This window comes from Paenibacillus sp. JT22N15 (genome assembly GCF_059383755.1).
This window is the reverse complement of the sequence record NZ_JBXENV010000015.1, coordinates 1-25,349: the sequence shown is the minus strand read 5'-3', so window position 1 is coordinate 25,349 and position 25,349 is coordinate 1. Positions and strand designations below refer to the sequence as shown.

General features: G+C 48.3%; 19 protein-coding genes and 1 rRNA gene. 16 read left to right on the top strand and 4 right to left on the bottom strand.

All coding sequences use genetic code 11. The annotated features are described in order from the left end of the window. The first annotated feature begins 119 nt into the window (after positions 1-119). From AC50X8_RS25420 to AC50X8_RS25395, 6 genes are all read left to right on the top strand, one after another. Positions 120-332 carry a hypothetical protein gene (locus AC50X8_RS25420; RefSeq protein WP_056036971.1) on the top strand — a complete coding sequence of 71 codons (213 nt, stop codon included), beginning with the start codon at positions 120-122 and terminating at the stop codon, positions 330-332. 192 nt (positions 333-524) lie between these two features. Further along, on the top strand, positions 525-1,106 hold the full coding sequence (locus AC50X8_RS25415; protein WP_494860774.1) for a TetR/AcrR family transcriptional regulator: 582 nt from the start codon (positions 525-527) through the stop codon (positions 1,104-1,106). Positions 1,107-1,198: 92 nt separating this feature from the next. After that, a complete protein-coding gene (locus AC50X8_RS25410) occupies positions 1,199-2,059 on the top strand; it encodes a transporter substrate-binding domain-containing protein (RefSeq protein ID WP_494882258.1) in 861 nt (286 codons plus the stop codon). 50 nt (positions 2,060-2,109) lie between these two features. Next, positions 2,110-2,754, top strand: a complete 645-nt coding sequence (locus AC50X8_RS25405; protein ID WP_494882256.1) for an amino acid ABC transporter permease — start codon at positions 2,110-2,112, stop codon at positions 2,752-2,754. Between the two features lie 121 nt (positions 2,755-2,875). Continuing rightward, a complete protein-coding gene (locus AC50X8_RS25400; protein WP_494882409.1) occupies positions 2,876-3,646 on the top strand; it encodes an amino acid ABC transporter ATP-binding protein in 771 nt (256 codons plus the stop codon). 123 nt (positions 3,647-3,769) lie between these two features. After that, positions 3,770-4,192, top strand: a complete 423-nt coding sequence (locus AC50X8_RS25395) for an OsmC family protein (protein WP_046229750.1) — start codon at positions 3,770-3,772, stop codon at positions 4,190-4,192. Between the two features lie 87 nt (positions 4,193-4,279). Here the strand turns inward: AC50X8_RS25395 and AC50X8_RS25390 are convergent, their stop codons facing one another. From AC50X8_RS25390 to AC50X8_RS25375, 4 genes are all read right to left on the bottom strand, one after another. Continuing rightward, on the bottom strand, positions 4,280-4,924 hold the full coding sequence (locus tag AC50X8_RS25390) for an ABC-2 transporter permease (protein ID WP_494882254.1): 645 nt from the start codon (positions 4,922-4,924) through the stop codon (positions 4,280-4,282). Continuing rightward, a complete protein-coding gene (locus tag AC50X8_RS25385; protein WP_494882252.1) occupies positions 4,905-5,633 on the bottom strand; it encodes an ABC transporter ATP-binding protein in 729 nt (242 codons plus the stop codon). The genes AC50X8_RS25390 and AC50X8_RS25385 overlap by 20 nt, the downstream gene beginning before the upstream one ends. Before the next feature lie 340 nt (positions 5,634-5,973). Further along, positions 5,974-6,396, bottom strand: coding sequence for a CBS domain-containing protein (locus tag AC50X8_RS25380; protein WP_056036988.1), 423 nt, complete (start codon positions 6,394-6,396; stop codon positions 5,974-5,976). 172 nt (positions 6,397-6,568) lie between these two features. Beyond that, entirely contained in the window at positions 6,569-7,537 is a 969-nt protein-coding gene (locus tag AC50X8_RS25375; RefSeq protein ID WP_056036991.1) for a sugar phosphate isomerase/epimerase family protein, read from the bottom strand. A 249-nt stretch (positions 7,538-7,786) separates the two neighbouring features. On the opposite strand from AC50X8_RS25375, the gene AC50X8_RS25370 reads away from it, so the two are divergent. The 10 genes from AC50X8_RS25370 to AC50X8_RS25325 form a co-directional block, all read left to right on the top strand. Further along, complete coding sequence (locus tag AC50X8_RS25370) at positions 7,787-8,470, top strand: response regulator transcription factor (RefSeq protein WP_046229753.1); 684 nt, start codon at positions 7,787-7,789, stop codon at positions 8,468-8,470. Further along, complete coding sequence (locus tag AC50X8_RS25365; RefSeq protein ID WP_494882249.1) at positions 8,464-9,852, top strand: HAMP domain-containing sensor histidine kinase; 1,389 nt, start codon at positions 8,464-8,466, stop codon at positions 9,850-9,852. Before AC50X8_RS25370 ends, AC50X8_RS25365 begins: the two co-directional genes overlap by 7 nt. 200 nt (positions 9,853-10,052) lie before the next feature. Then, entirely contained in the window at positions 10,053-13,163 is a 3,111-nt protein-coding gene (locus AC50X8_RS25360) for an efflux RND transporter permease subunit (RefSeq protein WP_494882247.1), read from the top strand. Between the two features lie 56 nt (positions 13,164-13,219). Continuing rightward, positions 13,220-14,440, top strand: coding sequence for an efflux RND transporter periplasmic adaptor subunit (locus AC50X8_RS25355; protein ID WP_494882245.1), 1,221 nt, complete (start codon positions 13,220-13,222; stop codon positions 14,438-14,440). A 111-nt stretch (positions 14,441-14,551) separates the two neighbouring features. Next, positions 14,552-16,489: a hypothetical protein gene (locus AC50X8_RS25350; protein ID WP_494882243.1), complete on the top strand. Its 1,938-nt coding sequence runs from the start codon at positions 14,552-14,554 to the stop codon at positions 16,487-16,489. A gap of 157 nt (positions 16,490-16,646) precedes the next feature. Next, the gene (locus tag AC50X8_RS25345; RefSeq protein WP_494882241.1) at positions 16,647-19,184 is read left to right on the top strand and encodes a U32 family peptidase; all 2,538 of its coding nucleotides are present in this window, start codon (positions 16,647-16,649) and stop codon (positions 19,182-19,184) included. 350 nt (positions 19,185-19,534) lie between these two features. Then, positions 19,535-20,257 (top strand): heptaprenylglyceryl phosphate synthase, encoded by a 723-nt coding sequence (gene pcrB, locus AC50X8_RS25340; RefSeq protein WP_099518277.1) that lies wholly within the window; start codon positions 19,535-19,537, stop codon positions 20,255-20,257. A 115-nt stretch (positions 20,258-20,372) separates the two neighbouring features. Next, positions 20,373-22,724, top strand: coding sequence for a DNA helicase PcrA (gene pcrA / locus AC50X8_RS25335; protein ID WP_494882239.1), 2,352 nt, complete (start codon positions 20,373-20,375; stop codon positions 22,722-22,724). Between the two features lie 32 nt (positions 22,725-22,756). Then, on the top strand, positions 22,757-24,805 hold the full coding sequence (gene ligA, locus AC50X8_RS25330) for an NAD-dependent DNA ligase LigA (protein ID WP_494882407.1): 2,049 nt from the start codon (positions 22,757-22,759) through the stop codon (positions 24,803-24,805). Between the two features lie 364 nt (positions 24,806-25,169). Next, positions 25,170-25,349 (top strand): 16S ribosomal RNA (locus AC50X8_RS25325); the annotation flags it as partial.

The following is a 25,349-nucleotide window of genomic DNA, read 5'->3' as shown; positions in this document are numbered from 1 at the left end:
CGGAATGAAACGCGCCGCGCCGTCAGAGGACGACGAAAGCCGTTTCACCTTGGTTTGGAAGACTGGTCCTAAAGCAAGTGGAATGGAGCAAAAGCTTAACTGTGGGAGGGGTCATTCAAATGTTTTTGGCAGAAGAAGCAGCACAAACGACCAGCAACATTAACACGTTTGACTGGTTCATGCTTGCGTTTACAATTTTGTTATTGATCGGCTTTGTCCGGTTGGTCAAAGAGCGCAAGAAGAACATTTTTGCGATTGGTTTCACAGCTGTATCTTTGGGATTGTTTTTGTTTATTGATTACATCATGATCGCCAAAGTATGGTTGGCATAAGGAAAAACAAAAAAAGTTCGTCCAAGTTGAATCCAACCTGGGCGGACTTTTTTTGTTGCCTACTTGACAATATACCAGTGATCCGATAGGATTTAAATCAAAACTGACTGACGAGTCAATCAATGGAGGCGATGCTTTATCGGAACCGTAGATCGGAATACGGCGAACAATGCGGAGCGCAAACACCAGATTATGGAGTCCGCACTGAAGCGTTTTGCCCTTTATGGTTACCATTCGACGAAAGTTTCGGATATTGTAGCGGATGCAGGGGTTGCACAAGGCACTTTCTATTGGTATTTCAAAAGCAAAGAAGCGATAGCTATAGAAATTGTACAGGATGGTCGGGAGCGGCTGCTTACGGTTATTGGACAAGGCTACCGTAAAAATGCTGGTTCGGTGCAGGACATGGTTTCGGCCTCCGAGCATTTGTTGACCGAGCTGTTCCATTTTGCCAAGGAAAATCGTTATTTAATGGGAATGCTGCTGGATGGCACGGGATTCAGCGAAGTCGTTAGACAAGAAATAACGGTTACTCAAATGGCGATGGAACAATCTTTTGTACTCAATATTGAACGCGCCACTGAGCTGGGCATGCTGCCGGCTACCATTGATGCCAAGCTGCGAGCAGCATTTCTGATGAGTCTTATTGAAGGCGTATTGTCTCGTTGGCTGTTTCGCAGCACGCCGGAAAGCGATGCTATCGCGGTGAAATCTGCGGAATTGCTGGCTGCAGAAACGGCGCGCTTTGAATTTTTCGGATTATTAGGCATTTAGCTGCATTTCCCTGAGAAAGCCGGACACATTAATAAGCAACAATATAAATATTAGAGAAGCTATGAAGGAGAGAGTGGAAGATGAGGATTCAAATGAAAAAAACAACATTATGGATGATGACAGCTATTTTGCTGCTGGCGGTTATTGTGGCGGGCTGCGGTTCGAAGAACAGCAACAGCGGAAATGCGGGTTCGGCATCGCCAACAGCGGAAGCAGGAGCAACTGCTTCTTCTAATTTGCTGGAGCAGGTGAAACAGGCTGGTGTAATTAAGGTGGGGTTAATGGGAACCTATGCCCCGTATAACTTTTTGAACGAAAACAAGGAAATGGATGGCTTCGACGCGGATATTGCCAAAGAAATTGCGAAGCGCCTTGGCGTTAAAGCCGAGTTTGTCGCACAGGAGTTTTCCGGCATGATTGCCGGTCTGCAGGCGAAGAAATTTGATGTCGTCATTAGCCAAATGACGATAACAGACGAGCGCAAGGAGCAGATGGATTTTACCGAACCGTATATTACGAACTCTGTAAAAATCATCGTTGCCGAGAAAAACGATACAATTACGAAGCTGGCTGATTTTAAAGGCAAAAACATTGGCGTAGGCCTTGGTACGAACGACGAAACGTATCTTCGCAAAACGGTGCTGCCTGAAGTCGGCAACTTCACCATCAAAACCTATGACGATGTCATTACGTCGCTGCAGGATTTGAATGCAGGCCGTATCGATGCGACGATCAACAATATGTATGCTCTGAAGCCGATCGTCGAGAAAAATGGCTTTAAAATCAAAGCGGTTGGCGATCCAATCAAATCGGACAATGCAGGCATCGCAGTGCGCAAAGACAATCCTGAATTCCGCGACGCGCTGAATGAAGCTTTGAAGGCGATGAAAGCCGACGGCACGTATAAAACTATTTTTGTAAAATGGTTCGGCGAGGAGCCAGCGGCTGAGTAAGCCCGGCTCTCGTCAAAATTTTTGGCTCATATGAAGGGAACCTTCACGATATGAATCTCGTTTTTGAAAATTTCTTTTTTCTGCTTAAGGGCGCTTATTATACGCTGCTGCTGACGATGATGTCGATGTTTTTTGGCCTTATTATCGGCGGAGTAGTAGCGATTGCCCGTTTGAAAGGCAACCGCCCCATTCGGCTATTGGCTCGGGGGTACGTCTCGATTATTCGGGGAACACCGGTGCTCATCCAAATTTTTGTCGTTTATTATGGGCTGGTTGATTACGGCATTGTATTCGGGCCGCTTACGGCGGCAACACTAGCGCTAAGCATTAATGTGGGTGCGTATTTATCGGAGACGTTCCGCGGGGCGATTGTGTCCATTCCAAAAGGACAGATGGAGGCCGCTTATGCAACGGGCATGACCTCATGGCAGGCGCTATACCGGATCGTGCTTCCGCAGGCGGCAAGAGTGGCCATTCCGCCAATGGGCAATACGTTTATCGGAATGCTCAAGGAGACCTCGCTCGTTTCATTTATTACCGTAACCGAGCTGCTGCGCCAGGCGAATTTGCTTATCGCGCAGTATTACGTCAATATGCCGTTTTATATCGGAATTGGAGTCATGTATTGGGTGATGAGCACCGCTTTTTCAGCTATTTTGGAAGCGATTGAGAAGCGCTTGTCCAAAGCTTATTAAAAATATAAGAAATGATAAGTTTCACTCTTATAATGGGCTTATATTTCATCGCGAAACGGAAGCTTTTCCGCCAGAGTACGGCGACAGCCGTTTACGCTTGGGTTGGGGCGTGAGAAATACAATGATTACGACAGAAAAATTAACGAAGTCCTTTCAAGGCACCGAGGTGCTGAAGGGGATTAATCTTCAAGTCAACGCTGGGGAGATCATTGTGCTGCTCGGGCCAAGCGGTTCGGGAAAAAGCACACTGCTTCGCTGCCTGAATGGGCTGGAGACGCTGAGCGGAGGCAGTATTGAGATGAACGGTGTTCACCTGAATACACAAATGAAGCCACGCGAGCGCACGCAGAATGTCCGAACCATTCGCCGCCATAGCGGGATGGTCTTTCAGCAGTTTAACTTGTACCCGCACAAAACGGCGCTAGGCAACGTCATTGAATCACTGCTCATCGTGAAAAAGCTGCCCAAAAGCGAAGCCATCGCGATCGGCAAAAAAATGCTGGAGCGCGTCGGGCTGGAAGGCAAGCTGGATGAATATCCATCCAGGCTGTCTGGCGGGCAGCAGCAGCGGGTAGCGATTGCCCGGGCGCTCGCGATGGAGCCGGACGTTTTATTGTTTGACGAGCCGACCTCGGCGCTTGATCCGGAATTGGTCGGCGAGGTGCTCGATGTCATGCAGCAGCTGGCGCGCGAAGGGATGACGATGCTGGTGGTGACGCATGAAATGGCTTTCGCTCGCCATGTCGCGAACCGGGTTGTGTTTATGGATGACGGGCAAATTGTCGAGGAGGCTGCGCCGGAGATATTTTTCGACCATCCAGCTACCGAACGGGCCCGACGATTTCTAAATAAGCTGGGCCAGCACAGAGGGGTGCAGCAAGAGCAGCAATAACGAACAACAGAACATTATAAAATAAGTTTCACATAACGAAGCGACCTAGGCAATACACGAACTTCAGAGTTAAAGTAGGAGGCATGGCCTTCGATTCTTACGAAAGAAAGAGGGTACACCGCAATGAAGGTTACAACAACATGGACAGGCAAACGTGCATTTACATCTGTAGGGCCATCTGGCTACAGCGTTGGAATGGATGCAACCGCAGCATATGGCGGCGACGGACAAGGAGCTACACCGATGGAGCTGCTGCTGGCGGGCCTCGCGGGCTGCATCGGCATCGATATTACGATGATTATGGATGCGTTCCTCGGTTCAATCACCAGCATCGAGATTGATGCGGAAGGCACGCGCAAAGAGGAGATGCCAAAAGGCTTTACGGCTATCGATCTGATTTTCAAAGTGAATGGCGATGTGCCGGATTACCGAATTTGGAAAGCGATTGAGCTCGGCAAAGAAAAATATTGCGCCGTCTCGGATTCGCTGAAAGCGGACATTCGTTACCGTCTAGTGCTCAACGGAGTAGAAATGACGCGGGGATAAGCTAATCTCAGCGAACACAAAAAAAGAGTCGTGATCCGATGCTGCCGTGGACGGTTCGGGTTACGGCTCTTTTCTTATTCAGAGAGGCTATTTAGCTAGAGAGGCAACGAAAATTCTCATGGAAATAAACAGGGATAGTGAGAGGATTAGGATCAATCCAAGAAGCAAACAGCATACTAAAAGCAATGGGTTCATCATGACAAGGGCTTCTAAGGATAGCTTCCCAGAATTAATAAGAAAAGCGCCTCCTGACGAGGATAGGATAACGATTAGCATCACAATGGAGCTGCCATTGGTTCCATTATAGTAAATGGAGGGGATCAGCAGGGACAGGTAAATAAACCCGATGGACAGCGCTGCGAATAAGGTCAGTATATGAACCGAAAAGGATAGATCGCTAAATAAGAAATAATAAAGTACATTAAACAATAATAGACCTAACAATACGGTGGTTATAATCGAAAAGCTCACAATATAGCGGCTTCCAACGATTTGTTTCTTGGATAGCGGTGAAGCTGCAACATAGGTGTGCCATCCCGCTTTCTCATCCTCTTGGAATACAGGTATGGCGAGAGCGCAGAAATAGATTGGGATAAATACGTTCAAAGCAATTACGCCAGTAGAGCCAAGTAAGTAAATGGCCAAAATTTCCAAAATACATAAAAGTATAAAGGGAATGATTTTCACTTTGCTTTTCAGCACCAATAAATCTTTAATTATTAAGCCTTTCAATGGAGTTCTCCCCTTTTACATATGATCTCATCATGTCTTCAAGGCTCCCATTCTGGGTGGCGTTTGAAATTTTTTCAGAAAAAACCACGTTTCCTTTGTGTAAAAAGGTTAATTTATTCGCTATACGTTCAACATCCGAGAGGATGTGTGAGGATAGGAGGACGCTACTGTTATTTGCGGTGACATAGTCATTCAGAACATCTAAAATTTCAATCCTCATTATAGGGTCCAGCCCGCTTGTAGCTTCATCTAAAAGCAATAATTTAGGATGATGTGACAAGGCGACAGAAAAATTCAGCTTCACCTTCATTCCCTTGGAAAACTGATTTATTTTTGTGTTTACGGGTAAATGGAACATTTCCAAATAATTATAGTAAGCCTGTTGATTCCATTGCTCATAGATACTGGACATCACGTAGTTAAATTGTTTGAGTGTTAACAATCCATGTAAATAATTTTCATCGAAAACAACGCCCAGCCTATTTTTAATGTACGATTCATGACCTTCATAATTTTTTCCGAATACTAAGATTTCCCCTTTTTCGGGAGTCAGCAGATTAAGCAGCAATTTCATTAGCGTTGTTTTTCCTGCTCCATTTTCTCCAATCAAGCCCATGATATCCCCAGGCAGCAATTCCAGATTTACATTCTTTAAAGAGAAATCTGAATAGCTCTTGTTAAGCCCGTTCACCATTAGTATTTTTTCCAATCCCAGCCCTCCACATGTTGTACAATAAATTATTAAGTCAATTAATTTTCTGCTATAAGTCCTTATATGTAAGCTGAATTCTGGTCTGCTCAGTAGACTGGTAAGTTTATGACCACTCTTGCTTAAGGTAAGGACCTAATCCCTTTTTAGTTCCATTTTATTTATCCATTTACTGAGATGGTAATTATAATCAATTCGACAAACAGACCTGAAAATCCTTATTTTCAGACAAAGAAATCTCCCCTGAATAGAGGAGACCTAAATAGTAATCTTTTTCCTTGGCTGTTTTGGGAAGGTAGTACTGGTATAATGAATGACTTGATCTGATTGAAGCTGATACTTAGGAGTAGGTTAGGCCGTTTTCTAAAACTGCAACATCGATGATACCCGCGAATTGGCCCTGTTCATTCGTAATAACGATACAATCGCTGCGCAGCTCGGGGTGACGATCAATAGCTTTATTTTTCAATGAGGAGATGCTGCCCAGATTAAAGTCTGTGTCAGTGGATGAGGCGACGGTGGAGAGAAAGCGGGTATTCATGAGCTTGGTGATGTCCGTCTGGTAATAGCCAAGGAAGCTGCTAGATAATTGGAGAAAAAAACGGTCGCGCATTACGAGCCCAACAGGCTCTGCCAGCGAATTGCAGACAACTGCGCAAGGTGCTTCCGGGTAGCTGCGAAAAAGCTGGAGCGCTTCATAGCAGCTTTGGCTTGTACTGACCTGAGGGACGAACGAAGAAGAAGCAGAAGTATAGCCAGTCATGCGGATCACCTATCCTCTGTTTTAGTGGGGGGTGCACTTATAGAGTACGTTAGCAGGATTAACGCGGAGAGTGTTATTTATTAGCGGAATGTAAAGATTACAAGCCCTCGTCCACAGTCTTATTGCAAAAAAACGGCCACATCCTCATCGGATGCAGCCGCCCTCCTTCAATCTATACCCACCACATTTCGCCTAGTGGTTCTTTAATCAGCACTTGCTGCAGGTTTTGCACCGCTTTCGTGAAGCCTTCATCAACGGACATCAGGCCGTCCTCATGCTCAATGCTCACGACATAGTCGTAGCCGACTAGACGAAGCGCGCTAATAATATCTGCCCATACTTTCAGGTCATGCCCGAAGCCGACGGTGCGGAATTGCCAAGCGCGATCCAGCATCAGCGAATACGATTGCATATCCGTTACGCCGTGATGGTTGACGTTGATTGGATCAATCGTCGTATCCTTCGCGTGGAAATGGTGAATCGCGCCAGCGCGACCCAAAATTTGCACTGCTTGAACCGGATCAATCCCTTGCCACCACATGTGGCTCGGATCCAAGTTGGCGCCGATAACCGGGCCAACCGCTTCACGCAGGCGAAGCAGCGTTGCCGGGCTGTGAACGGAGAAGCCGCCGTGCAGCTCAAGTCCGATTTTCACACCATGCTCGACAGCAAGCGCTCCGATTTCAGTCCAATAAGGGATAACTTTGTGCTCCCACTGCCAAGCCAAAATTTCTTGAAAATCATTTGGCCAAGGTGCAACCGGCCAGTTCGGATATTTAGCATCCTCGTGGTCGCCTGGGCAGCCGGAAAATGTATTGACGACAGGAACGCCCAAACGTCCTGCGAGTTCGATCGTTTTGCGAATGGTCGCATCATCTGCAGCAGCAAGATGCTTCTGCGGGTGCAGCGGATTGCCGTGGCAGCTCAGGGCGCTGATAATCAGGCCGCGTGATTCTACCGCATGCTTAAACGCTTTCAACTTTTCCTCATCAGCAAGCAGGACATCAGGATCACAGTGGGCTGTGCCAGGGTAACCGCCAGTGCCGATTTCAATAGCATCCAGTCCTTTGGCAGCTATGTAATCGAGCGCTTCTTCAAATGACTTCTGTGCGAAAAGCACGCTGAATACTCCTAATTTCATGTGCAATCATTCCTCCTATTTATAAGAAAAGCTAATTCTCATTATACCATTGCCCGATTGCCGATATCTAATGAAAAGTGCAAATTTGACATAATCGCATATAAACAAAACAAAAGGTTACCAAAAGCCTTCTCGTTCGTACAAGTTATAGATAAGGCTTGACAGTTTTTTCTGAGCATAAGCTATAATTTTGAATAGAAACTGCCGAAAACTATGGAGAAGCCACAGGAGAGCGGGAGGAACAAAGAGATGGCAAGTGTCATGCTGGTAGATGATGATCCAGATATACGCGAGCTCATGCACGCGCAGCTTAGCAGTGAGGGATTTCAGACGATTCAGGCAAGCCACGGCATAGAGGCCATTCGGCTGCTGCGAAAGCAAAAAGCAGACTTAGTGGTGCTTGATGTGATGATGCCCTTCATGGATGGCTGGGAGCTATGTAAATATGTAAAGGAAGAATACCCGAATATCCCTGTGCTGATGGTAACAGCAAAGCGTGAAATTAATCAGAAAATCAAAGCGTTTGGCCTGGGAACTGATGATTATATGGTGAAGCCTTTCGAGCCCTATGAGCTAGTGCTGCGTGTTCGGGCATTGTTGAAACGCTACCGAATTGAAGCGTCAATGCGGCTGCAGTTGGGCGATTTTGTGCTGGATCGGCATACGTTTGAGGTGATGCAGGGGCAGGCACGGGTGGCGCTGCCGCTGAAGGAATTTGAGCTGCTGTTCAAGCTGGCGGGCAACCCGGGTAAAATTTTCACGCGCAACGAGCTGATCAGCCAAATTTGGGGTCCGCAGTTTTTCGGCGATGAGCGGACAGTGGATGTACATATTAAGCGATTGCGCGAACGTTTTGCAGAAATGGATGCGCCGTTTACGATTGTAACTAAGCGTGGGCTTGGCTACAGGCTTGAAATGGTGGATGCATGCTAAGAACGTTATATGTCAGGGTTATTATTAGTTTTATAACGGCGGTGCTGGTCGGTCTGGTCAGCGCCTTCTTTATTACGATTACGCTGTTTAAGGACCAGGTGATCACGGAAGTGAAGAAGGAGGTTTTAGGATACGGACAATCTATCGCGACCATATATGAGCAATATGGCATAGACGAAGGGAAGCGTATTGTAACGATATTGCAGCCTACTCCGTCCTATACATTCATGGTTATGGATGAGAAGGGCTGGTTGAATGAGGAGGGGAAGCCGTTTGCAGAATACGGTATTACGCCTGGAGACAGCATTTCAAAATCTGTCATAGGCGGCGAGCCGTTCGTGAATATTGGTTTTGGCTTCACAGCAGGGAGTGGCCTTGTGCTCGGGATGCCATTTACATGGGATCATAAATCTTACGGGCTGTTCGTGCACCAGCAGTCGAGCCAGGTGGCTATTTTCAACCAGATGCTGTTCGTAGCGCTTGCTGTTGTTCTGGGGGTTGGCGGCCTGTGTATTTTTGTGGCGGCCATTTATTTGGTACGTCCGCTTAAGGAAATGAAGCAGGCGGTGGAACGAATGGCGAGTGGGCGTTTCGACATTCAGCTAAAGTCAGGCAAGCGTACGGATGAGCTAGGGCAGCTGGCACAAAGCTTTAGCGGCATGGCAAAGGAGATCCAGCAGATGGATGAACTGCGTGGGCAGTTTGTCAGCAGCGTCTCGCATGAAATCCAATCGCCGCTGACGTCAATTGCCGGATTTTCACGGATGCTTATGCTGGATGCGGTGGAGGATCCCGAGCAGAAGCAGCGTTATTTGCAAATTATTTATACAGAAAGCCAGCGTCTGTCGCGTCTTAGTGATAATTTGCTAAAACTGGCGGAACTGGATTCAGCCGTGCCTGCTTTTGATCCGGTGACCTACGATCTTGATGAGCAGCTGCGGCAAGTTATTGTCGCCTGCGAACCGCTGTGGTCGGAAAAGTCGCTTGAAATGATATTGGAGCTGCCCCATGTGAAAATTAATGCCGATGAGGATCAGCTGAGCCAGGTATGGATCAATGTCATCGGCAACGCGATCAAATTTGCTCCGGAAGGCGGTTATATTCGCATTGAGATGAGCCTTGATACAGACTCCGTTAAAGTATCCGTATCGGATAATGGCAGCGGGTTTCCTGACGAAGACGGCTATAGGTTGTTTGAACGATTTTATAAGGCAGACAAATCCCGCAGCAAAAAGCTGGGTGGCAGCGGTCTTGGCCTATCCATCGCCCAAAAAATCGTCAATTTGCATCAAGGCGTCATCCGTATTACGAACCGGGCGGAAGGCGGGGCACGCGTAGATGTGACGCTGCCGAGCATGGCAGCCAAGAAGCGGATTCCCTGACAGGCTGAAGGCGCCGCCCGCTTCCTCTCAGATGATGGGCTAACGATAAGATCATCCCTTGAACGCCTATCATTTCACTTCTGCGAAGGCGAACGCTGCAAAAAAAATGGTCGCTTGCATCATTTTTTTTGCATGGTTCACGTTATGTTCATACAGAAAGTTTAACGTTGAGGTATACACGCGAGTAGGAGGGGTTCTGGTTGAATGGTTTAATCCGCTTTTCGATGAATAAAGTGGCTGCAATGGTTATATTGATTGCCCTGCTTGTAGGAGGGGGGCTATACGCAACGGCGACTCTGAAAATGGAGACGATCCCCGATATCTCTTTTCCAGTTGTCATGATTCAAACGACATATCCGGCACCGCCAATGGATGTGATGGATGAGGTGACGAAGCCGATTGAGGATAAAATCGCGAACATACAAGGGCTGGATACACTCAGCTCAACGTCTAGCGATAATGTTTCCAGCATCGTTGTCCAGTTCAAGCAAGGCTACGATGTAAAGGAGAAAAAGACGGAGCTGGAAAGCATGCTGCAGGAAGTAGTGCTTCCGGGTGGCGCGAGTACGCCAAAAGTTCTGACCTTCGGCTTTTCCTCCCAGCCTGCTTATTACTTAACGCTTTATGCCGGGGAGGGCATGTCGCAAACCGAGCTTAACAAGCTTTATGAGGATAGCATCGAGCCATCGCTGGAAGGCGTTAATGGCATTGACCATGTCAATTCGATCGGGGTCAGTTCAACCTCGCTTGATATTTTACTGGATGCAGATGCTTTATCCGTCTTCAACTTGTCTGCGATAGAGGTAACGAATGCCATTCAATCTGCTCTGACGGATGGTGCAGTCGGTTCTGTAGAGCTGGACGGCAAATCGCAGATGGCGCGGGTGACTGGCGATTTGAACAGCATTTACGGCCTCCGCAATTTGGAGTTTGCGACGAGTACAGGCCAAACGGTGCTGCTTCAGGATTTGGGAGATGTCCAGGCTGTAAACGAATCAAAGTTTATTGCCCGCTTCAACGATCAGCCTGCGCTGGGCATTCGTCTCTATAAGATGAGCGAAGCCAATGCGGTTGATTTCTCCAATGAAGTCAACGCGGTGCTTACCGATTGGGAGACCAAGCAGCCAGCGATTACATTCCAAAAAATCTACGATGGCGCCGATGAGGTTAGAAAATCGATCAGCGGCATTTTGAAGGAAGGCTTAATCGGGGTTGCGCTTGCCTCGCTTATGATTCTGCTGTTCCTTCGCAATATTCGGATGACGATGATCGTTCTCGTCTCGATTCCGCTCTCGATTTTAATCACCTTGATTATGATGTCGAGCATGAATATTACGCTGAACATAATGACGCTTGGCGGCATGTTCATCGCCATTGGGCGAATTGTGGACGATAGTATCGTCGTCATTGAGAACATATACAGCAATCTGGAAAAAGCGCAGGAGCGCGGCGAATCCGTCATCATTATGGCGACCCGCCAAGTTTCCATGGCGATTACGTCCTCGACGCTCGTTACGGCAGGCGTGTTCCTGCCGCTCGCTGTCGTTGGCGGCATCGTTGGACAGATGTTCCGGCCGTTCGCGCTGACTGTATCTTGTGCCCTGCTTGCTTCACTGCTCGTGGCACTAACGGTCATTCCAATGATGACAAAGCTGCTCGTACTTCGCAGCCGCAAGCAGATTAAGCAGAATGAGCATGCGCATGACGGCAAAGTAACGCGTCTATATGAGCGTATTCTAGTATGGTGTTTGTCTAATCGGATCAAAACCTTGCTGATGTCGCTTGTTATGCTTATCGTGACAATGGCGATTACGATACCGAATTTGGCGGTTAACTTTCTGCCTTCTAGCGGTCCGGAGAAGCTTGTGTTCTTCCAGGTGAAATACCCATATGAAACGTCGCTGGAAAGCAATGACATGCAGTCACAAGAGATTGAGAAGATGCTGCTGGATGCCAAAGACAGCCAAGGCGGCAGCCTGTTCACCTTCGTGGAGTCCTTGGTCGGATATGCAGACAGTGACGATACCGTTCCTTATACAACCTCGCTTACCGCTGAGATCAGCGAAGCAGAGGATGCGACGCTAGTCTTGAACAACTATGTAGAAATAATTAAAAACCAGCTGCCCCAAGGCACAGAAGTAACGGGCCAAATGGCAAGCGGCGGTGGAGGCCTTAGCGGCGGAACCTTCTCTTATGTGCTGAAAGGTGACGATCAGCAGCTGCTTGAGCAGGGGGCTGCGCTCATCAAGGATAAAATGAAAGAGTTCCCTGAGCTTACCAAAATCACCGATACGCTTAGCGACGCCAAAACGGAAATCAGCATTTCCGTTTCCCAGACGAAGGCTAGAGAGCTTGGACTTAATCCTGCTGGGGTCAGAGATTCCGTCCGGATGTGGCTTGCAGAGCAGCGTCTCGGAGATGTTCGCTTTGATAATGTTTTGTATTCCACGGTGGTTAAGCTTCGCGATGAAGATAAAGGCTCGCTTGAGAAGCTTGGCAGAATGCCGATTTTATCGCCAACGGCAGGCATCGTTTATTTGCAAGAGGTTGCTAAAGTAGAGGAAGTACAGGCTCCTGCTGCTTTGAGCCGGGAATCGCGCTCGCAAGTCGTGAAAATGTCGGCTACCATCGATGCAGCGAACCAGACCGAGGTCAGCACAAGAGTGGCGGCAGCGCTGGATGCGATTGAGCTTCCAACGGGTGTATCTACCGAGATACAAGGCGTGTCGGAAGACATCGCCGAAAGCTTCACGCAGCTGTTTATGGCTATGGCTGTATCTATCGCAATCGTTTATTTTATACTCGTTCTGTGCTTCGGCAATGCCAGCACGCCATTTGCAATTCTATTCTCGCTTCCGCTCGCCATTATTGGCGGTTTGCTCGGCCTGCTGGTTACGAATGAATCGATTAATATTACATCGCTCATCGGGTTTATGATGCTGATCGGCATCGTCGTGACCAACGCGATCGTATTGCTCGACCGAGCGCAGCAGCTGCGGCATGAAGGCTTCTCCGTCCGCCATGCACTGGTTGAAGCGGGCAGAGTCCGGTTGCGTCCGATTATTATGACGGCAGGCGCAACGATAGTAGCGATGATACCGCTGGCAATGGGCGCTGGTGAAGGCGTACTTATTTCTAAAGGACTTGCGGTCGTTGTTATCGGCGGCTTGATCACTTCTACACTGCTCACGCTTGTGGTTGTACCCGTCGTATATGAGATGCTTGAAGCGATTACGGGCAAACTGTTCCGCAAAGGGAAAGGCCAATCTGCACCAGTAGATTTCAATAAGCCTGCTAATTTGGAAGGTTAACCATTTAGCACATAAATGATTAAGAGGGTTAACAATATAGAGGGGAGCTGGAACATATGTTTTTTCGTTTGATCAAGCAGGAGCGGCGAAGCAAAGCCGCACTCGCAACCGTGTTTGCGGTGGCTTTAATGGCTGCCGGATGCTCGAGCGCGGCACCTGCTGCAGAGGAGACAGTAGTAGAGCAGCAAGTGACAGTCATTAAAACTGAGGCGGCAGCCAAGCACAGCATGGGAAATCCGCGCGAGCAGGTCGCTGAGGTAAGCGCCTCGGTACGTCTGGATATCCCGACAATGGCTTCTGGCAAAATCGCCCGCGTGCTGAAGAACAATGGCGACACGGTTAAAAAAGGAGAAGCCATCATTCGATTGGAGTCGAATCTCGCAGAGCTGGACCGCAAGCGCGCGGAAACCAGCTTGACGGCAGCAGAGCAATCATTGGTAAAGGCTAAGCAGGATATAGCTTCAAGCCGTTCCACTTTGCTGAATAATATTGCTAGCCTGGAGACGCAGTACATTCAAGCTAGTGCCGGTGACGATCAAAATTTGATTGATGCCGCACGCCGCAATCTGGAGTCGGCCAAGCAGCAGCTTTCCGATCTGGATAATGGCAGCTCGCTTTCCGGCTTGCAGTCCCAAATCGATGCGGCGAGATTAGCCGTCGAGCAGGCGGATATTCAGCTGGACAGCTATCAAATTACCGCTCCAGCGGACGGTACGATTACTGATTTTTCCGTGAGCGAGGGCATGACGATTAATGCAGGTACGGTAGTAGCTGTGGTGCAAAATGTGAAGCAAATCTCAATTAAAACCGAGCTGAGCGAACCAGCGGCCGAGCTTGCACGAGGCAAGAAAGAGCTCGTTTACTACAATGCCGATAACCCTTCGGTGAAGAAAAAGGCGAAAGTGGTCTACCTCGCTTCGGTACCTAATGCCAAAACGAGAATGTACGCGCTTGAGCTTACAACGGAAAATACGGATGGCTCGCTAAAACCAGGCGGACGCGTTCAGGTGGAGCTGACGACGGTTGCAGAGGAAGAGGTTATTGCCGTTCCTTCGCTGAGCATTGTGCGTGAAGGCAGCGAAACTTTCGTCATGCTGTCCAATGCGGGTACAGCCGAGAAGCGCGCAGTTAAACTGGGCCGCGTCAATGGCGTCTATCAGGAAGTATTGGAAGGATTGAAAGCAGGCGAGACCGTTGTCGTCTCCGGCCAGCATACGCTGAGCGATGGGCAGAAGATTGAGAACGAAGAGGCTGCGAAGCAGTCAGAGAGCAAGTAAATATTTTAATAAGCCGTAATTTAAAATAGTTATTCATCCCGTATTTGGAGTCTTGCTCCTCATAATGCGGGATGTTTTGCTATAAAAGCATATTGTTCAGGGGGATACAAAATGCGTATAAATATGTCAATCAAAATACTATTAAGTTTGATTATGATATTTTCCTCGGTGCCGGCACTAGGCATGGCGGAAGCTCCGGCAACGGAGAAACAAAGATTAAGGCATATGATTGATTTTGATTATTGGGTTTTTGGTGACTCGGTTAATTTAACAACTTATAAAATAAGCTACGATACAGGCTTGGTTAAACGTGCGGATTATAGGTTTACTGATGAATCTTTACTTCCGCAAGTAGGTGATGGGTATTTACACAACGGAATAGCCAGTGTTGTAGAGAATACTCCTTCAGGTCTTAAAGGTTATGGTTTGGTTGATTTGATAAATAAATCAAAGCAAAGGGTAGTAATCATTTATGAGTTTGATTATGCAATGCTTACTTTAAGGAAGATCAACGAGTTTTCATTGAAACAAGATCAAGAAGCTTATTTGAATTCAGGTATTGGTTTATACTCCATTAAGTCAAAAGGTTCGAATTCGAAATATTACTCATTAGCCGATAATCAACCTGTTTTTACGGGAGGAGTCATGATAGGAGGCTATCAGGTTGGGAATACCGACTATAGCGTGAATCCTCTTCCTGAAGGCAGAGATTATATGGTTTATTGTTCGGATTCGAAGCTTAATGATTGTCATCAAATACTATTTGGTGGGGAAAAGGGCAAGAAAATAAAAGTTATAGCAAATAAGGCCAAGTATCATGCTACTGAAAAAATACGTTCTCGTACATTTACAGCAGGAGATGCAAAAGTAACGCTGGAAGAAAATCGAAAGTTCAGCCCCCCTAAATGGAAAGTAACAGCCGTTAAAAACGGTCAAACTAACGTTTTCTTTGAAGGTTACGCATCCGATATTAAGGCATTCGCTTCGCCTCATGAAAAAAATCTGCTTTTAACGGTGGAAACCAACAAAGGAAAAAAGGTGGAGTCCTCAGTTGTTTATATGATTAGCCTGGATAAATTCCAATTGGTTAAAAAATATAAATCGCCTTATAACAAAGAAATGACGGGGGTAACTTGGGTTTCCGACAATCTATATGTTAGTGAATACAGTCTAGGTATAATTTCTGATTATCCAATGTACTTCACCAGTTTTTCAAGTCTTTCGAGTATAAAAGCTAAATATGATCCTTATTTAGATGAATTTATGTATTCGGGCTGGACAACTTTTAGTTATGACGATTTTTTCATAGTCGCTGTTCCTGTAGTAATTAAAGCAGGTAGTACTGTGCTTGAGTCGAAAGACCAAAATGCTTTTTATTTGAATGAGAAGTATTATGTCCCCTTGAAAGAGTTTTCCGAAGCCTTCCATATTGATTATTCTGTGGGCAAAGAAAATATAACCTTTTCTAGAAATGAACGTCGTGCATCACTCTTAATGAAGGATAGTGATGTAATTAAAAGAGGTAATAATATTTTTCTTCCATTAGGGACATGGAATGAATATCTTGGTTTAGTGGTGACTGAAACAAAAGGACCTTCTTATACCCAATTTTTAAATAAAATGAATATGGAGGTTACCCTAGTAGATAAAGAAATAGAAAAAGGCGATGGTATGAGTGAAGATGTAAATCTTATTGAAGAGAACGTCCGTATGCTGAAGCGTGACTATCCTGAAGCTCCCTTTGAAGAATCAGATGAAGTGGAAATTAGTCGTTATAGAGCTAAAGTAACGTTAGAGCATAATAAACGATTAAACATTGAGGGCTACAATTTTCATTATAAGGATCAAATAATAATGATTGAAGTATATACTACTGACTTGAAAAAGCTTCTCGCGAAAATTCCTGTAGATGTGGGTTGGGGAAAAATTGATATGCATATACCGGCTCAGTTTATTGAAGATAGTGCTACGATTGTCATACCGTATAAAGAGAATCAATATGAAGCCAAAACCGTTCACTATCAACCATTCGATAAGGAAGTATTCTAAAAAGCATCGTTTCTTAAAAAAATCATAAAATAGCGCTTTTGCAGCATTTTGCTTATGATTCTATTATTTTGTCAACAATGTATGGTGGAATAGCTGGCGGCGGTTTGTTACACTAGTAGCAACAGATTGCTAACTATTGAGGAGAATGTGCGGTACTATGAAAGCAAATATAACGCGTCAAGATGTAGAGTTGCTTGCTCCGGCAGGCGACTGGGAATGTATGCGGGCGGCGGTTGCGAACGGTGCGGATGCTGTCTTTTTTGGTGTGGAAAAATTCAATGCGCGTGCGAGAGCGAATAATTTCCGCAGCGAGGAGCTGCCTGAGATTATGGCCTTTTTGCACAGCTATGGCGTGCAGGGCTTTTTGACTTTTAATATTCTAGTGTTTGAGGACGAGCTTCGCGATGCTCAGACGCTCATTGAAATGTGTATAGATGCAGGTGTGGATGCGGTTATCGTGCAGGATTTGGGACTAGTGAAGCTCATTCGCGAGCTTTCCCCGGATTTTCCGATTCATGGCTCGACGCAGATGACGATTACTTCTCCGGAAGCGGTGGAATTTACGAAGCCGTTTAATATGGAGCGCGTCGTTCTCGGCCGCGAAAATAACTTAAAGCAAATCAAAACGATCGGCGAACAAGCGAAGCTTCCGATGGAAGTATTCGTGCATGGCGCATTATGCGTATCGTATTCCGGTCAGTGTCTAACGTCGGAAATGTGGGGCGGACGCTCGGCGAACCGCGGCGAATGCGCGCAGGCGTGCCGTCTGCCTTATGATCTGATGGTCGATGGCAAGCATCAGCCGATGGGCGATATTTCGTATTTGCTGTCACCGAAGGATTTGGCGGCGATCGATCTCGTGCCTGAGCTGATTGAAGCAGGCGTCGTTTCCTTCAAAATCGAGGGACGTCTCAAAAGCCCGGAATACGTAGCCAATGTGGTCAGCAAATACCGCAAGGCGATTGATAAATATTTTGACGGCGACCTGTCCAAGCCATCGGTAGAGGAAGTTCGCGAATTGCAGCAAAGCTTCTCGCGCGGCTTCACACATGGCTTCCTGTCGGGCACGAACAATAAAATGCTCGTCGAAGGCACGTTCCCAAAAAGCCGGGGTGTCTTCATTGGCCGTGTCGAGCGGATTCTCCGCGATGCGGTAACGGTGCGTCTGGAAGCTCCGCTTAAGCGTGGCGATGGCATCGTCTTCGACGCTGGCGATCCGACGAAGAAGGAAGAGGGCGGCCGCGTCTACGACATTCGCCGCCAAGGCGTGAAGATTGAAGGCGAAGCGCAGGAAGGCACGCTGCTGGAGCTCGTTCCAGGGCGCAGCGATGTTGATTTGCGCAAGGTGCATGTGGGCGACCGCGTCTGGAAGACGAATGACCCGGCGCTGGATAAGCGTCTGCGTGCGACCTATGAGACGGAAAAGCCCTACCGCGTTTTCCCGCTTCATGTTTCGGTAACAGGCAAGCTTGGCGAGCCGCTGCGGACGATATGGACAGATATGCAAAAAGGAACGACGGTAGAAGTAGTATCCGAACTGATGCTGGAGCAGGCGCAAAAGCGTCCGATGGATGCCGAGCTGCTTAATGATCAACTGGGCCGTCTAGGCGGAACGGTTTATCAGCTCGATCATTTGGAAGTTCTGCTTGAGGGCGAACTTATTGTGCCCGTGCGCGAGCTTAACCGGATGCGCCGCGAAGCGGTGGAGCATTTGGCTGGAGAACGTCCGAAGCCGCCCGTCTATGTGAAAAATAACATCGACCCGCTGGCCTATACCGCGGATCAAGAAGCTGTTCCAGCAGCTGTCTCCGGCTATTCGCACGAAGGCGATCTTGCGCCGCGCCTGACGGCTCTATGCCGCGGCTTGCCGCAAGTCGAAGCGGCAATCGCCGCCGATGTCGATATGATTTATGCTGATTTTGAATTTATTAAGCAGTTTCCGGCAGCTGTAGAGCTGGCGCGTGCGGCTGGCAAGCCGATCGCCCTGGCAACCCCGCGCATTCATATGCCGGGTGAAAACGGCTACCATGCTAACATTTTGAAGCTTAAGCCAGATGCTGTGCTTGTCCGTAATACGGGTGCGCTTTATTATTATTTGCGCGCTAAGGCCGAAAACCCAGATCAGCCATTCCCTAAGCTGATTGGCGACTTCTCGCTTAATGTGGCTAATCACAAGACAGTGAAGCTTTTTGAAGAAGTTGGCCTCGATATGATTACGCCGTCTTACGACCTGAACATTCAGCAAATGATGGACATGCTGAACAAGGCTAATACAGCGAAGCTGGAAGTCGTAATCCAGCAGCATTTGCCAATGTTCCATACGGAGCACTGCGTCTATTGCACCTTCATGAGTGAAGGCACCAACTTCACGAACTGTGGACGCCCATGTGAAGATTCGCGCGCTTCCTTGCAGGATCGTATTGGCATGTCCCATCCGGTTCGCGTAGACGAAGGCTGCCGCAATACGGTGTACAATGCGATTGAGCAATCAGGCGCTGAATATATTAAGCAATTTTTGGAGCTGGGCATTCCATCGTTCCGCGTCGAGTTTTTGGAAGAAACGCCGGAGCGGGTGACGGAAGTATTGTCCCTTTACCGCGATGCGCTCGATGGCCGTATTACGGGCACTAAAGTATGGCGTACGCTGAAAGCAACGAACCAAATCGGCGTAACGCGCGGACAATTGGTGAAGTAAGAAAGCAGCAAGAGGGGGGAGCCGGCATTGCGGGAAACGCAGTGCCGGCTCTTTTTTGAAGGAGATGACCAGATCACTCTCAAGGGCGAATTTTGAGCTTATCGAAGTTGTTTGACACCGCCATGCGGCTCGCTTAGCATAGGAAGAAGCAGGCTGCAATTTAGAGCCGTATTTACTGAAATAACTGAAGCGCTCATAACGACAAGAGACTGCGACGAAAGAAAGTACCGCTAATTTGTTGGCAAAACTCCCAAAACCGTGGAGATTTTGTCAACAAAAGCGGTACTAATTTCCTCGTAGCTCCTAAGTGAGTCGCATAACGGATAGGGATAAGCGGGGTAATGTTGAGGATGGACGTACAATGGTATGCAGGTTGGAGACATGTATTTAAGCTGGACCCGGAGCGCAGCATCTCGGATGAGGAGCTGGATGCAATTTGCATGTCGGGTACAGACGCTGTATTAGTAGGAGGCTCTAGTGGCGTAACATTTGAAAATACAGTAGATTTAATGGCGCGCATTCGCCGTTATGCGGTAGATTGCGCGCTGGAGGTATCGACGATGGATGCGGCGGTTCCCGGCTTTGATGGCTATTTCGTGCCGCTCGTATTGAACACGAGCCAGGCAGAGTGGATTAATGGCCGCCAGACAGAAGGGCTGCAAGCATTCGGCTCTTTCATTCCTTGGGAGGAAACGGCGGCGCAAGGTTATATTATATTGAATGAAGAAGCGACCGCGGCCAAGCTGACAGGCGCGAATGCCGACTTGGACGAGGAGCAGCTGCTTGCGCATGTGCAAATGGCAGACCGGCTCATGCGCCTACCCGTCATTTATATCGAATACAGCGGACGTTACGGCGACATGGCACTCGTTCACAAAGCGTATGATACGATCGCGCAGGCCCAGCTATTTTATGGTGGGGGCATCGACAGCGCAGAGAAGGCGAGCGAGGCGGCATCGGCTTGCGATACCGTCGTCGTCGGCAATATTATTTATGCAGATTTGGAGGCAGCACTGGCTACTGTGCCTGCCGTTCACAACACGATTCGCAAGCATACAAGAAACGAAGCCTAGCTTTTATAAAAACAACCGTCTATTTAGGGATTTATTTGCATCGGTAAATTGACACTTCACGGCCCGTTGTCTACACTGTTGATAGGCGAACAAATGCGAACAAAGGAGAACGACCATGTTTAATTTTATAAGCATCGACGAGGCGGTACAGAAGCTTAACCCACCGCAGCGCGAAGCGGTAAAAGCAACCGATGGGCCGCTATTGATTATGGCGGGAGCGGGCAGCGGCAAAACCCGCGTATTAACCCATCGGATAGCTTATTTAATTGAGAAGAAGCGCGTAGCGCCTTGGAGCATTTTGGCGATTACCTTTACGAATAAGGCATCGCGTGAAATGCGTGACAGAGTTAGCGCACTGATTGGCCCGTCGGGCAACGATATTTGGGTATCAACGTTCCACTCGATGTGCGTGCGGATTTTGCGCAAGGACATTGACCGGATTGGCTTTACTTCGAATTTTACGATTTTGGATTCAGGCGATCAGCTGTCGGTTATTCGCAATTGCATGAAGGATCTGAATATCGACACGAAGAAATTCGAGCCGAAGGCTGTTCAAGCGTCCATTAGCGCCGCGAAGAATGAGCTGCTAACGCCGGAGCGGTATGAGCAGAAGGCGGGGGACTATTTTCAGGATATCGTCATTAAGGTGTATAAGTCCTATCAGAAGCGGCTCAAAAGCAACAACTCGCTCGATTTCGACGATTTGATTATGAAGACGATTCAACTGTTCCAGGAAGTGCCGGAGGTGCTGGATTTTTACCAGAACAAATTCCGTTACCTCCATGTCGATGAGTATCAGGATACGAACCGTGCGCAATATATGCTGTGCCGCATGCTCGCAGACAAGCATCACAATATTTGCGTCGTCGGCGATAGCGACCAGTCGATTTACCGTTGGCGCGGAGCGGACATTACGAATATTTTGAATTTCGAGGGCGATTATCCCGAAGCGCAGACGATTATGCTGGAGCAGAACTATCGTTCTACGGCCAATATTTTGAATGCGGCGAATGCGGTCATCAGCCTCAACACCGGACGCAAGCCGAAGAACCTTTGGACCGACCAAGGTGCCGGAGACGAAATTACGGTGTATCAGGCGGATTCTGAGCATGACGAGGGTTATTTTGTAACAGGCGAAATTCGCAAAAATAAAAATAGCGGACGCAAATTTGCAGATCACGCCATTTTGTATCGGACCAACGCTCAGTCGCGGGTCATAGAGGAAATTTTGATCAAGTCGGATATTCCTTATCAAATCGTTGGCGGCATCAAGTTCTACGATCGCAAAGAGATTAAAGATTTGCTCGCTTATTTGCGGCTGATTTCCAACCCGGATGACGATATTAGCCTTGCACGCGTCATTAATGTGCCGAAGCGCGGCATTGGCGATACGACGGTAGGCAAGCTGGCCGAGGAGGCAGCGCGGAGCGGCACTTCGATTTTCAACGTTTTGGGCAATTTACAGGGGCTGGATATCAATGCCCGTACGCAAGCGCTGCTTGGAGAGTTCTATATAATGATCAGCAACCTTGCCGGCATGGTTGAATATTTGTCGGTGACGGAGCTGACGGAGAAGGTGCTGGAGATGACCCAGTACAAGCTGGAGCTTCAGCGCGAGAAAACATTGGAATCGACGGCACGGGTCGAAAATATTGACGAGTTCCTGTCCGTTACGATGGACTTTGAGAATCGCAACGAAGACAAGACGCTCGTATCCTTCCTGACCGATCTCGCTCTCATTGCGGATATTGATTCCATGGATAAACAGGATGAGCAGGGCAATGCTGCCCCAAGTGACGCTGTTGTACTGATGACGATGCATAGCGCCAAAGGCTTGGAGTTCCCAGTTGTCTTTATTATTGGCATGGAGGAGAGCATCTTCCCGCACAGCCGCGCCTTAAGCGACAATGATGAGCTGGAGGAGGAGCGCCGACTTGCCTATGTAGGCATAACCCGGGCAGAGAAGCAGCTGTTTATGACTTCGGCCCGGATGCGCACCTTATTCGGACGGACCGCATCGAATATGCCTTCACGCTTTCTGGATGAAGTGCCGAGCGAGCTCAAAAAGGATGCTTCCGCTTCGGGCGGTTTTGGCCGCAGTGGAGGAGGCAGCAGGTACGGCGCTGGAAGCTCGACTGGCTTCGGCTCAGGCGGACGTACGGCTCCTTCGCGTCCGGCGGCAAATGGCGGGCTTGGCTCTGGCGGCCGATCTCTTGGCACGAGCACAAGCAGCGGCGTTCGAGTAAGCACGCCGCAAGCAGCCGGTGCAGGTGCAGCGGGCGCAGCTGGTGATGCAGGCGCGAAGCAGTTCGCTGCCGGCGACCGGGTAGCCCACGGCAAATGGGGCGAAGGCGTTATCGTTTCCGTGAAAGGAACAGGCAATGATATGGAGCTTCAGATCGCTTTTCCCGCTCCGACAGGGGTGAAACGCCTGCTTGCAGGCTTTGCGCCAATAACGAAAGTTTAGCTCATTATTGAAAGGGGACATTTGCTGTGGAAATGAACCAAGCGGAAACAGCTGCAGCTTCGCCTGCCCAAACCGAACGAATGATTACGCTAATCGATGAAATTAACGCACATAACTACCAGTATTACACGCTGGATCAGCCGTCCATTGACGATGCTGATTATGACAAGCTTTATGATGAGCTGGTCGCATTGGAGAAGGAGACGGGAACCGTGCTTCCTGATTCGCCAACGCAGCGTGTTGGGGGAGAACTGCTTAAGGGCTTTGAGCCGCATCGTCACCGGGCCAAGCTGTGGAGCTTGGACAAGGCGCAAAACATTGAAGGGCTGCATGCCTGGAACCAGCGGATGCTGCGGGCGGTAAACGATTATAATACGAAAAATCCAGATGTTGATCCGCTCCCAGACCCAAGCTATGTTATTGAGCTGAAGTTCGATGGATTGACGCTGAACTTGACCTATGAGGATGGACAACTGATTCAGGCGGCTACGCGGGGCAATGGCGCGATAGGCGAAGGGATTCTGGCACAGGTGAAGACGATTCGTTCTGTCCCGCTCACGATTCCTTATCGGGAGGGTTTGATTGAGGTGCAAGGCGAGGGTATTATGCAGCTGTCGGTGCTGGAGAAGTACAATCAGACGGCTGCTGAGCCGCTCAAAAACGCGCGCAATGCAGCTGCTGGCGCCCTGCGCAACTTAAATCCTAAGACGACGGCTGAGCGGAAGCTGAGCGCTTTTTTCTACAATATAGGCTATTCGGAAGAGCTGGCATTCACCACCCATCAGGAAATGCAGCAGTTTTTGCGGGACAACCGGTTTAAAGTAAATCCGTATGCAGTCTACTTTGATACGATTGAAGAGGTGGCGGCGGAACTGGAGCGTTTGGCAGAGGGCCGTACCGATCTCGATTATTTAATAGATGGAGCTGTGGTCAAGCTCACGGATATCCGCACTCGTGAAGCGCTCGGCTATACAGACAAGTTTCCGCGCTGGGCGGTTGCATTTAAGTTCGAAGCGGAAGAAGCGGCAACTATATTGCAATCCGTTTCTTGGGAAGTTGGCCGTACTGGCAAAATAACGCCTGTCGCACGCGTCGAAGCCGTTGAGCTTGCCGGAGTGACGGTGCAAAACTGCACACTCAACAATATAGGCGATATTGAACGGAAAAATCTTAAGTTTGCGCTTGGTACGTTCGTAACCATTCGCCGCTCCAACGATGTCATACCGGAAATACTCGGCAAAACCGATGAAATAGATGGCCAGGAAATCGTCTTTCCAGAGCAGTGTCCTTCTTGTGGCACAGAGCTTGAGCAGCGCGGCGCGCATTTGTTTTGCAACAACCGCTTAGGCTGTGGTCCGCAAATGATCGGTCGTATTACGCATTTTGCCTCGCGCGATGCGATGGATATTGATACATTCAGCGTTATGACGGCTGAACAGCTGTTTACAGAGTGCAAGGTGCATGACCCTGCTGATCTGTATGCGCTGGAGTATGACGATCTGATTAAGCTTGAACGGTTCGGCGAACGGAAGGCGCGCAAGCTGCTTGATGCGTTCGAGAAGTCCAAGAGCAGGGATTTGACGGCATTTCTATATGCGCTCGGGATTCCGAATACAGGGAAGTCCACCACGCGGACGCTAGCAGATCATTATGGCAGCCTGGATGCTGTTATGGCCGCTTCGGCGGAAGAGCTGGTGGAGCTGCCTGATATCGGAGGTATTGTAGCGGAGAGTATTGTAAGCTTCTTTGCCGATCCGGTAATGGCTGACAGCATCGCCCGTATGCGGGCTGCAGGTGTAAGCGCGGAAGCGGAGCATAAAGCCGTTGTACGGGAAGATAGTGTATTCAGCGGCAAAACGGTGGTCATTACAGGGACATTATCCGGCATGAGCCGCGACGAAGCTGCGAAGAAGCTCGAAGCATGCGGAGCGAAAGTATCCGGCAGCGTGTCGAAGAAGACGGATTATGTCATTGCGGGCGAAAATGCAGGCAGCAAGCTCACGAAAGCGAAGGAGCTTGGTGTTACCGTTATTGAAGATGAAGCCGAATTGCAGCGTTTATTAGAAGGAAACGAAGCGTAAGGGACCGAAAAGTGCCGCCACGCCTGGGTTTTGGGACGTGCGCGGCACTTTTTTCGTTATAAGGGCTAAGGATTCAAAGGTGATTTAATAAAAAATCAAAAGTTTTTTGCGAAAGTAGTTGCATTTCGAAAATGGACATGGTATATTACTTCTTGTCGCTTCGGAGACATCGCGTTACACAGCAGAAATATTGAGAAATAAATAATAAAATAAGCTGTTGACACTGTCGAAGAATGGTGATAACATATACAACTGTCACTACAAAATGTGACAAACAAGTTCCTTGAAAACTGAACAAATGGATCACGTCAAAATCCAAACAATGTTTTAAATAGCTAGTTAAGTAATGAGCAAGTCAAACACCTAAATGGAGAGTTTGATCCTGGCTCAGGACGAACGCTGGCGGCGTGCCTAATACATGCAAGTCGAGCGAAGTTGATGGAGTGCTTGCACTCCTGATGCTTAGCGGCGGACGGGTGAGTAACACGTAGGTAACCTGCCCGTAAGACTGGGATAACATTCGGAAACGAATGCTAATACCGGA

Bases quoted from the DNA above. Each gene is read 5' to 3' on its own strand.
- AC50X8_RS25410 (WP_494882258.1), top strand. From the start codon at position 1,199: ATGAAAAAAACAACATTATGGATGATGACAGCTATTTTGCTGCTGGCG.
- AC50X8_RS25405 (WP_494882256.1), top strand. From the start codon at position 2,110: ATGAATCTCGTTTTTGAAAATTTCTTTTTTCTGCTTAAGGGCGCTTAT.
- AC50X8_RS25415 (WP_494860774.1), top strand. From the start codon at position 525: ATGGAGTCCGCACTGAAGCGTTTTGCCCTTTATGGTTACCATTCGACG.
- AC50X8_RS25375 (WP_056036991.1), bottom strand. From the start codon at position 7,537: ATGAAATTAGGAGTATTCAGCGTGCTTTTCGCACAGAAGTCATTTGAA.
- ligA (WP_494882407.1), top strand. From the start codon at position 22,757: ATGAACCAAGCGGAAACAGCTGCAGCTTCGCCTGCCCAAACCGAACGA.
- AC50X8_RS25345 (WP_494882241.1), top strand. From the start codon at position 16,647: ATGAAAGCAAATATAACGCGTCAAGATGTAGAGTTGCTTGCTCCGGCA.
- AC50X8_RS25395 (WP_046229750.1), top strand. From the start codon at position 3,770: ATGAAGGTTACAACAACATGGACAGGCAAACGTGCATTTACATCTGTA.
- AC50X8_RS25355 (WP_494882245.1), top strand. From the start codon at position 13,220: ATGTTTTTTCGTTTGATCAAGCAGGAGCGGCGAAGCAAAGCCGCACTC.
- pcrB (WP_099518277.1), top strand. From the start codon at position 19,535: ATGGACGTACAATGGTATGCAGGTTGGAGACATGTATTTAAGCTGGAC.
- AC50X8_RS25350 (WP_494882243.1), top strand. From the start codon at position 14,552: ATGCGTATAAATATGTCAATCAAAATACTATTAAGTTTGATTATGATA.
- AC50X8_RS25370 (WP_046229753.1), top strand. From the start codon at position 7,787: ATGGCAAGTGTCATGCTGGTAGATGATGATCCAGATATACGCGAGCTC.
- AC50X8_RS25400 (WP_494882409.1), top strand. From the start codon at position 2,876: ATGATTACGACAGAAAAATTAACGAAGTCCTTTCAAGGCACCGAGGTG.
- AC50X8_RS25365 (WP_494882249.1), top strand. From the start codon at position 8,464: ATGCTAAGAACGTTATATGTCAGGGTTATTATTAGTTTTATAACGGCG.
- AC50X8_RS25420 (WP_056036971.1), top strand. From the start codon at position 120: ATGTTTTTGGCAGAAGAAGCAGCACAAACGACCAGCAACATTAACACG.
- AC50X8_RS25380 (WP_056036988.1), bottom strand. From the start codon at position 6,396: ATGACTGGCTATACTTCTGCTTCTTCTTCGTTCGTCCCTCAGGTCAGT.
- pcrA (WP_494882239.1), top strand. From the start codon at position 20,373: ATGTTTAATTTTATAAGCATCGACGAGGCGGTACAGAAGCTTAACCCA.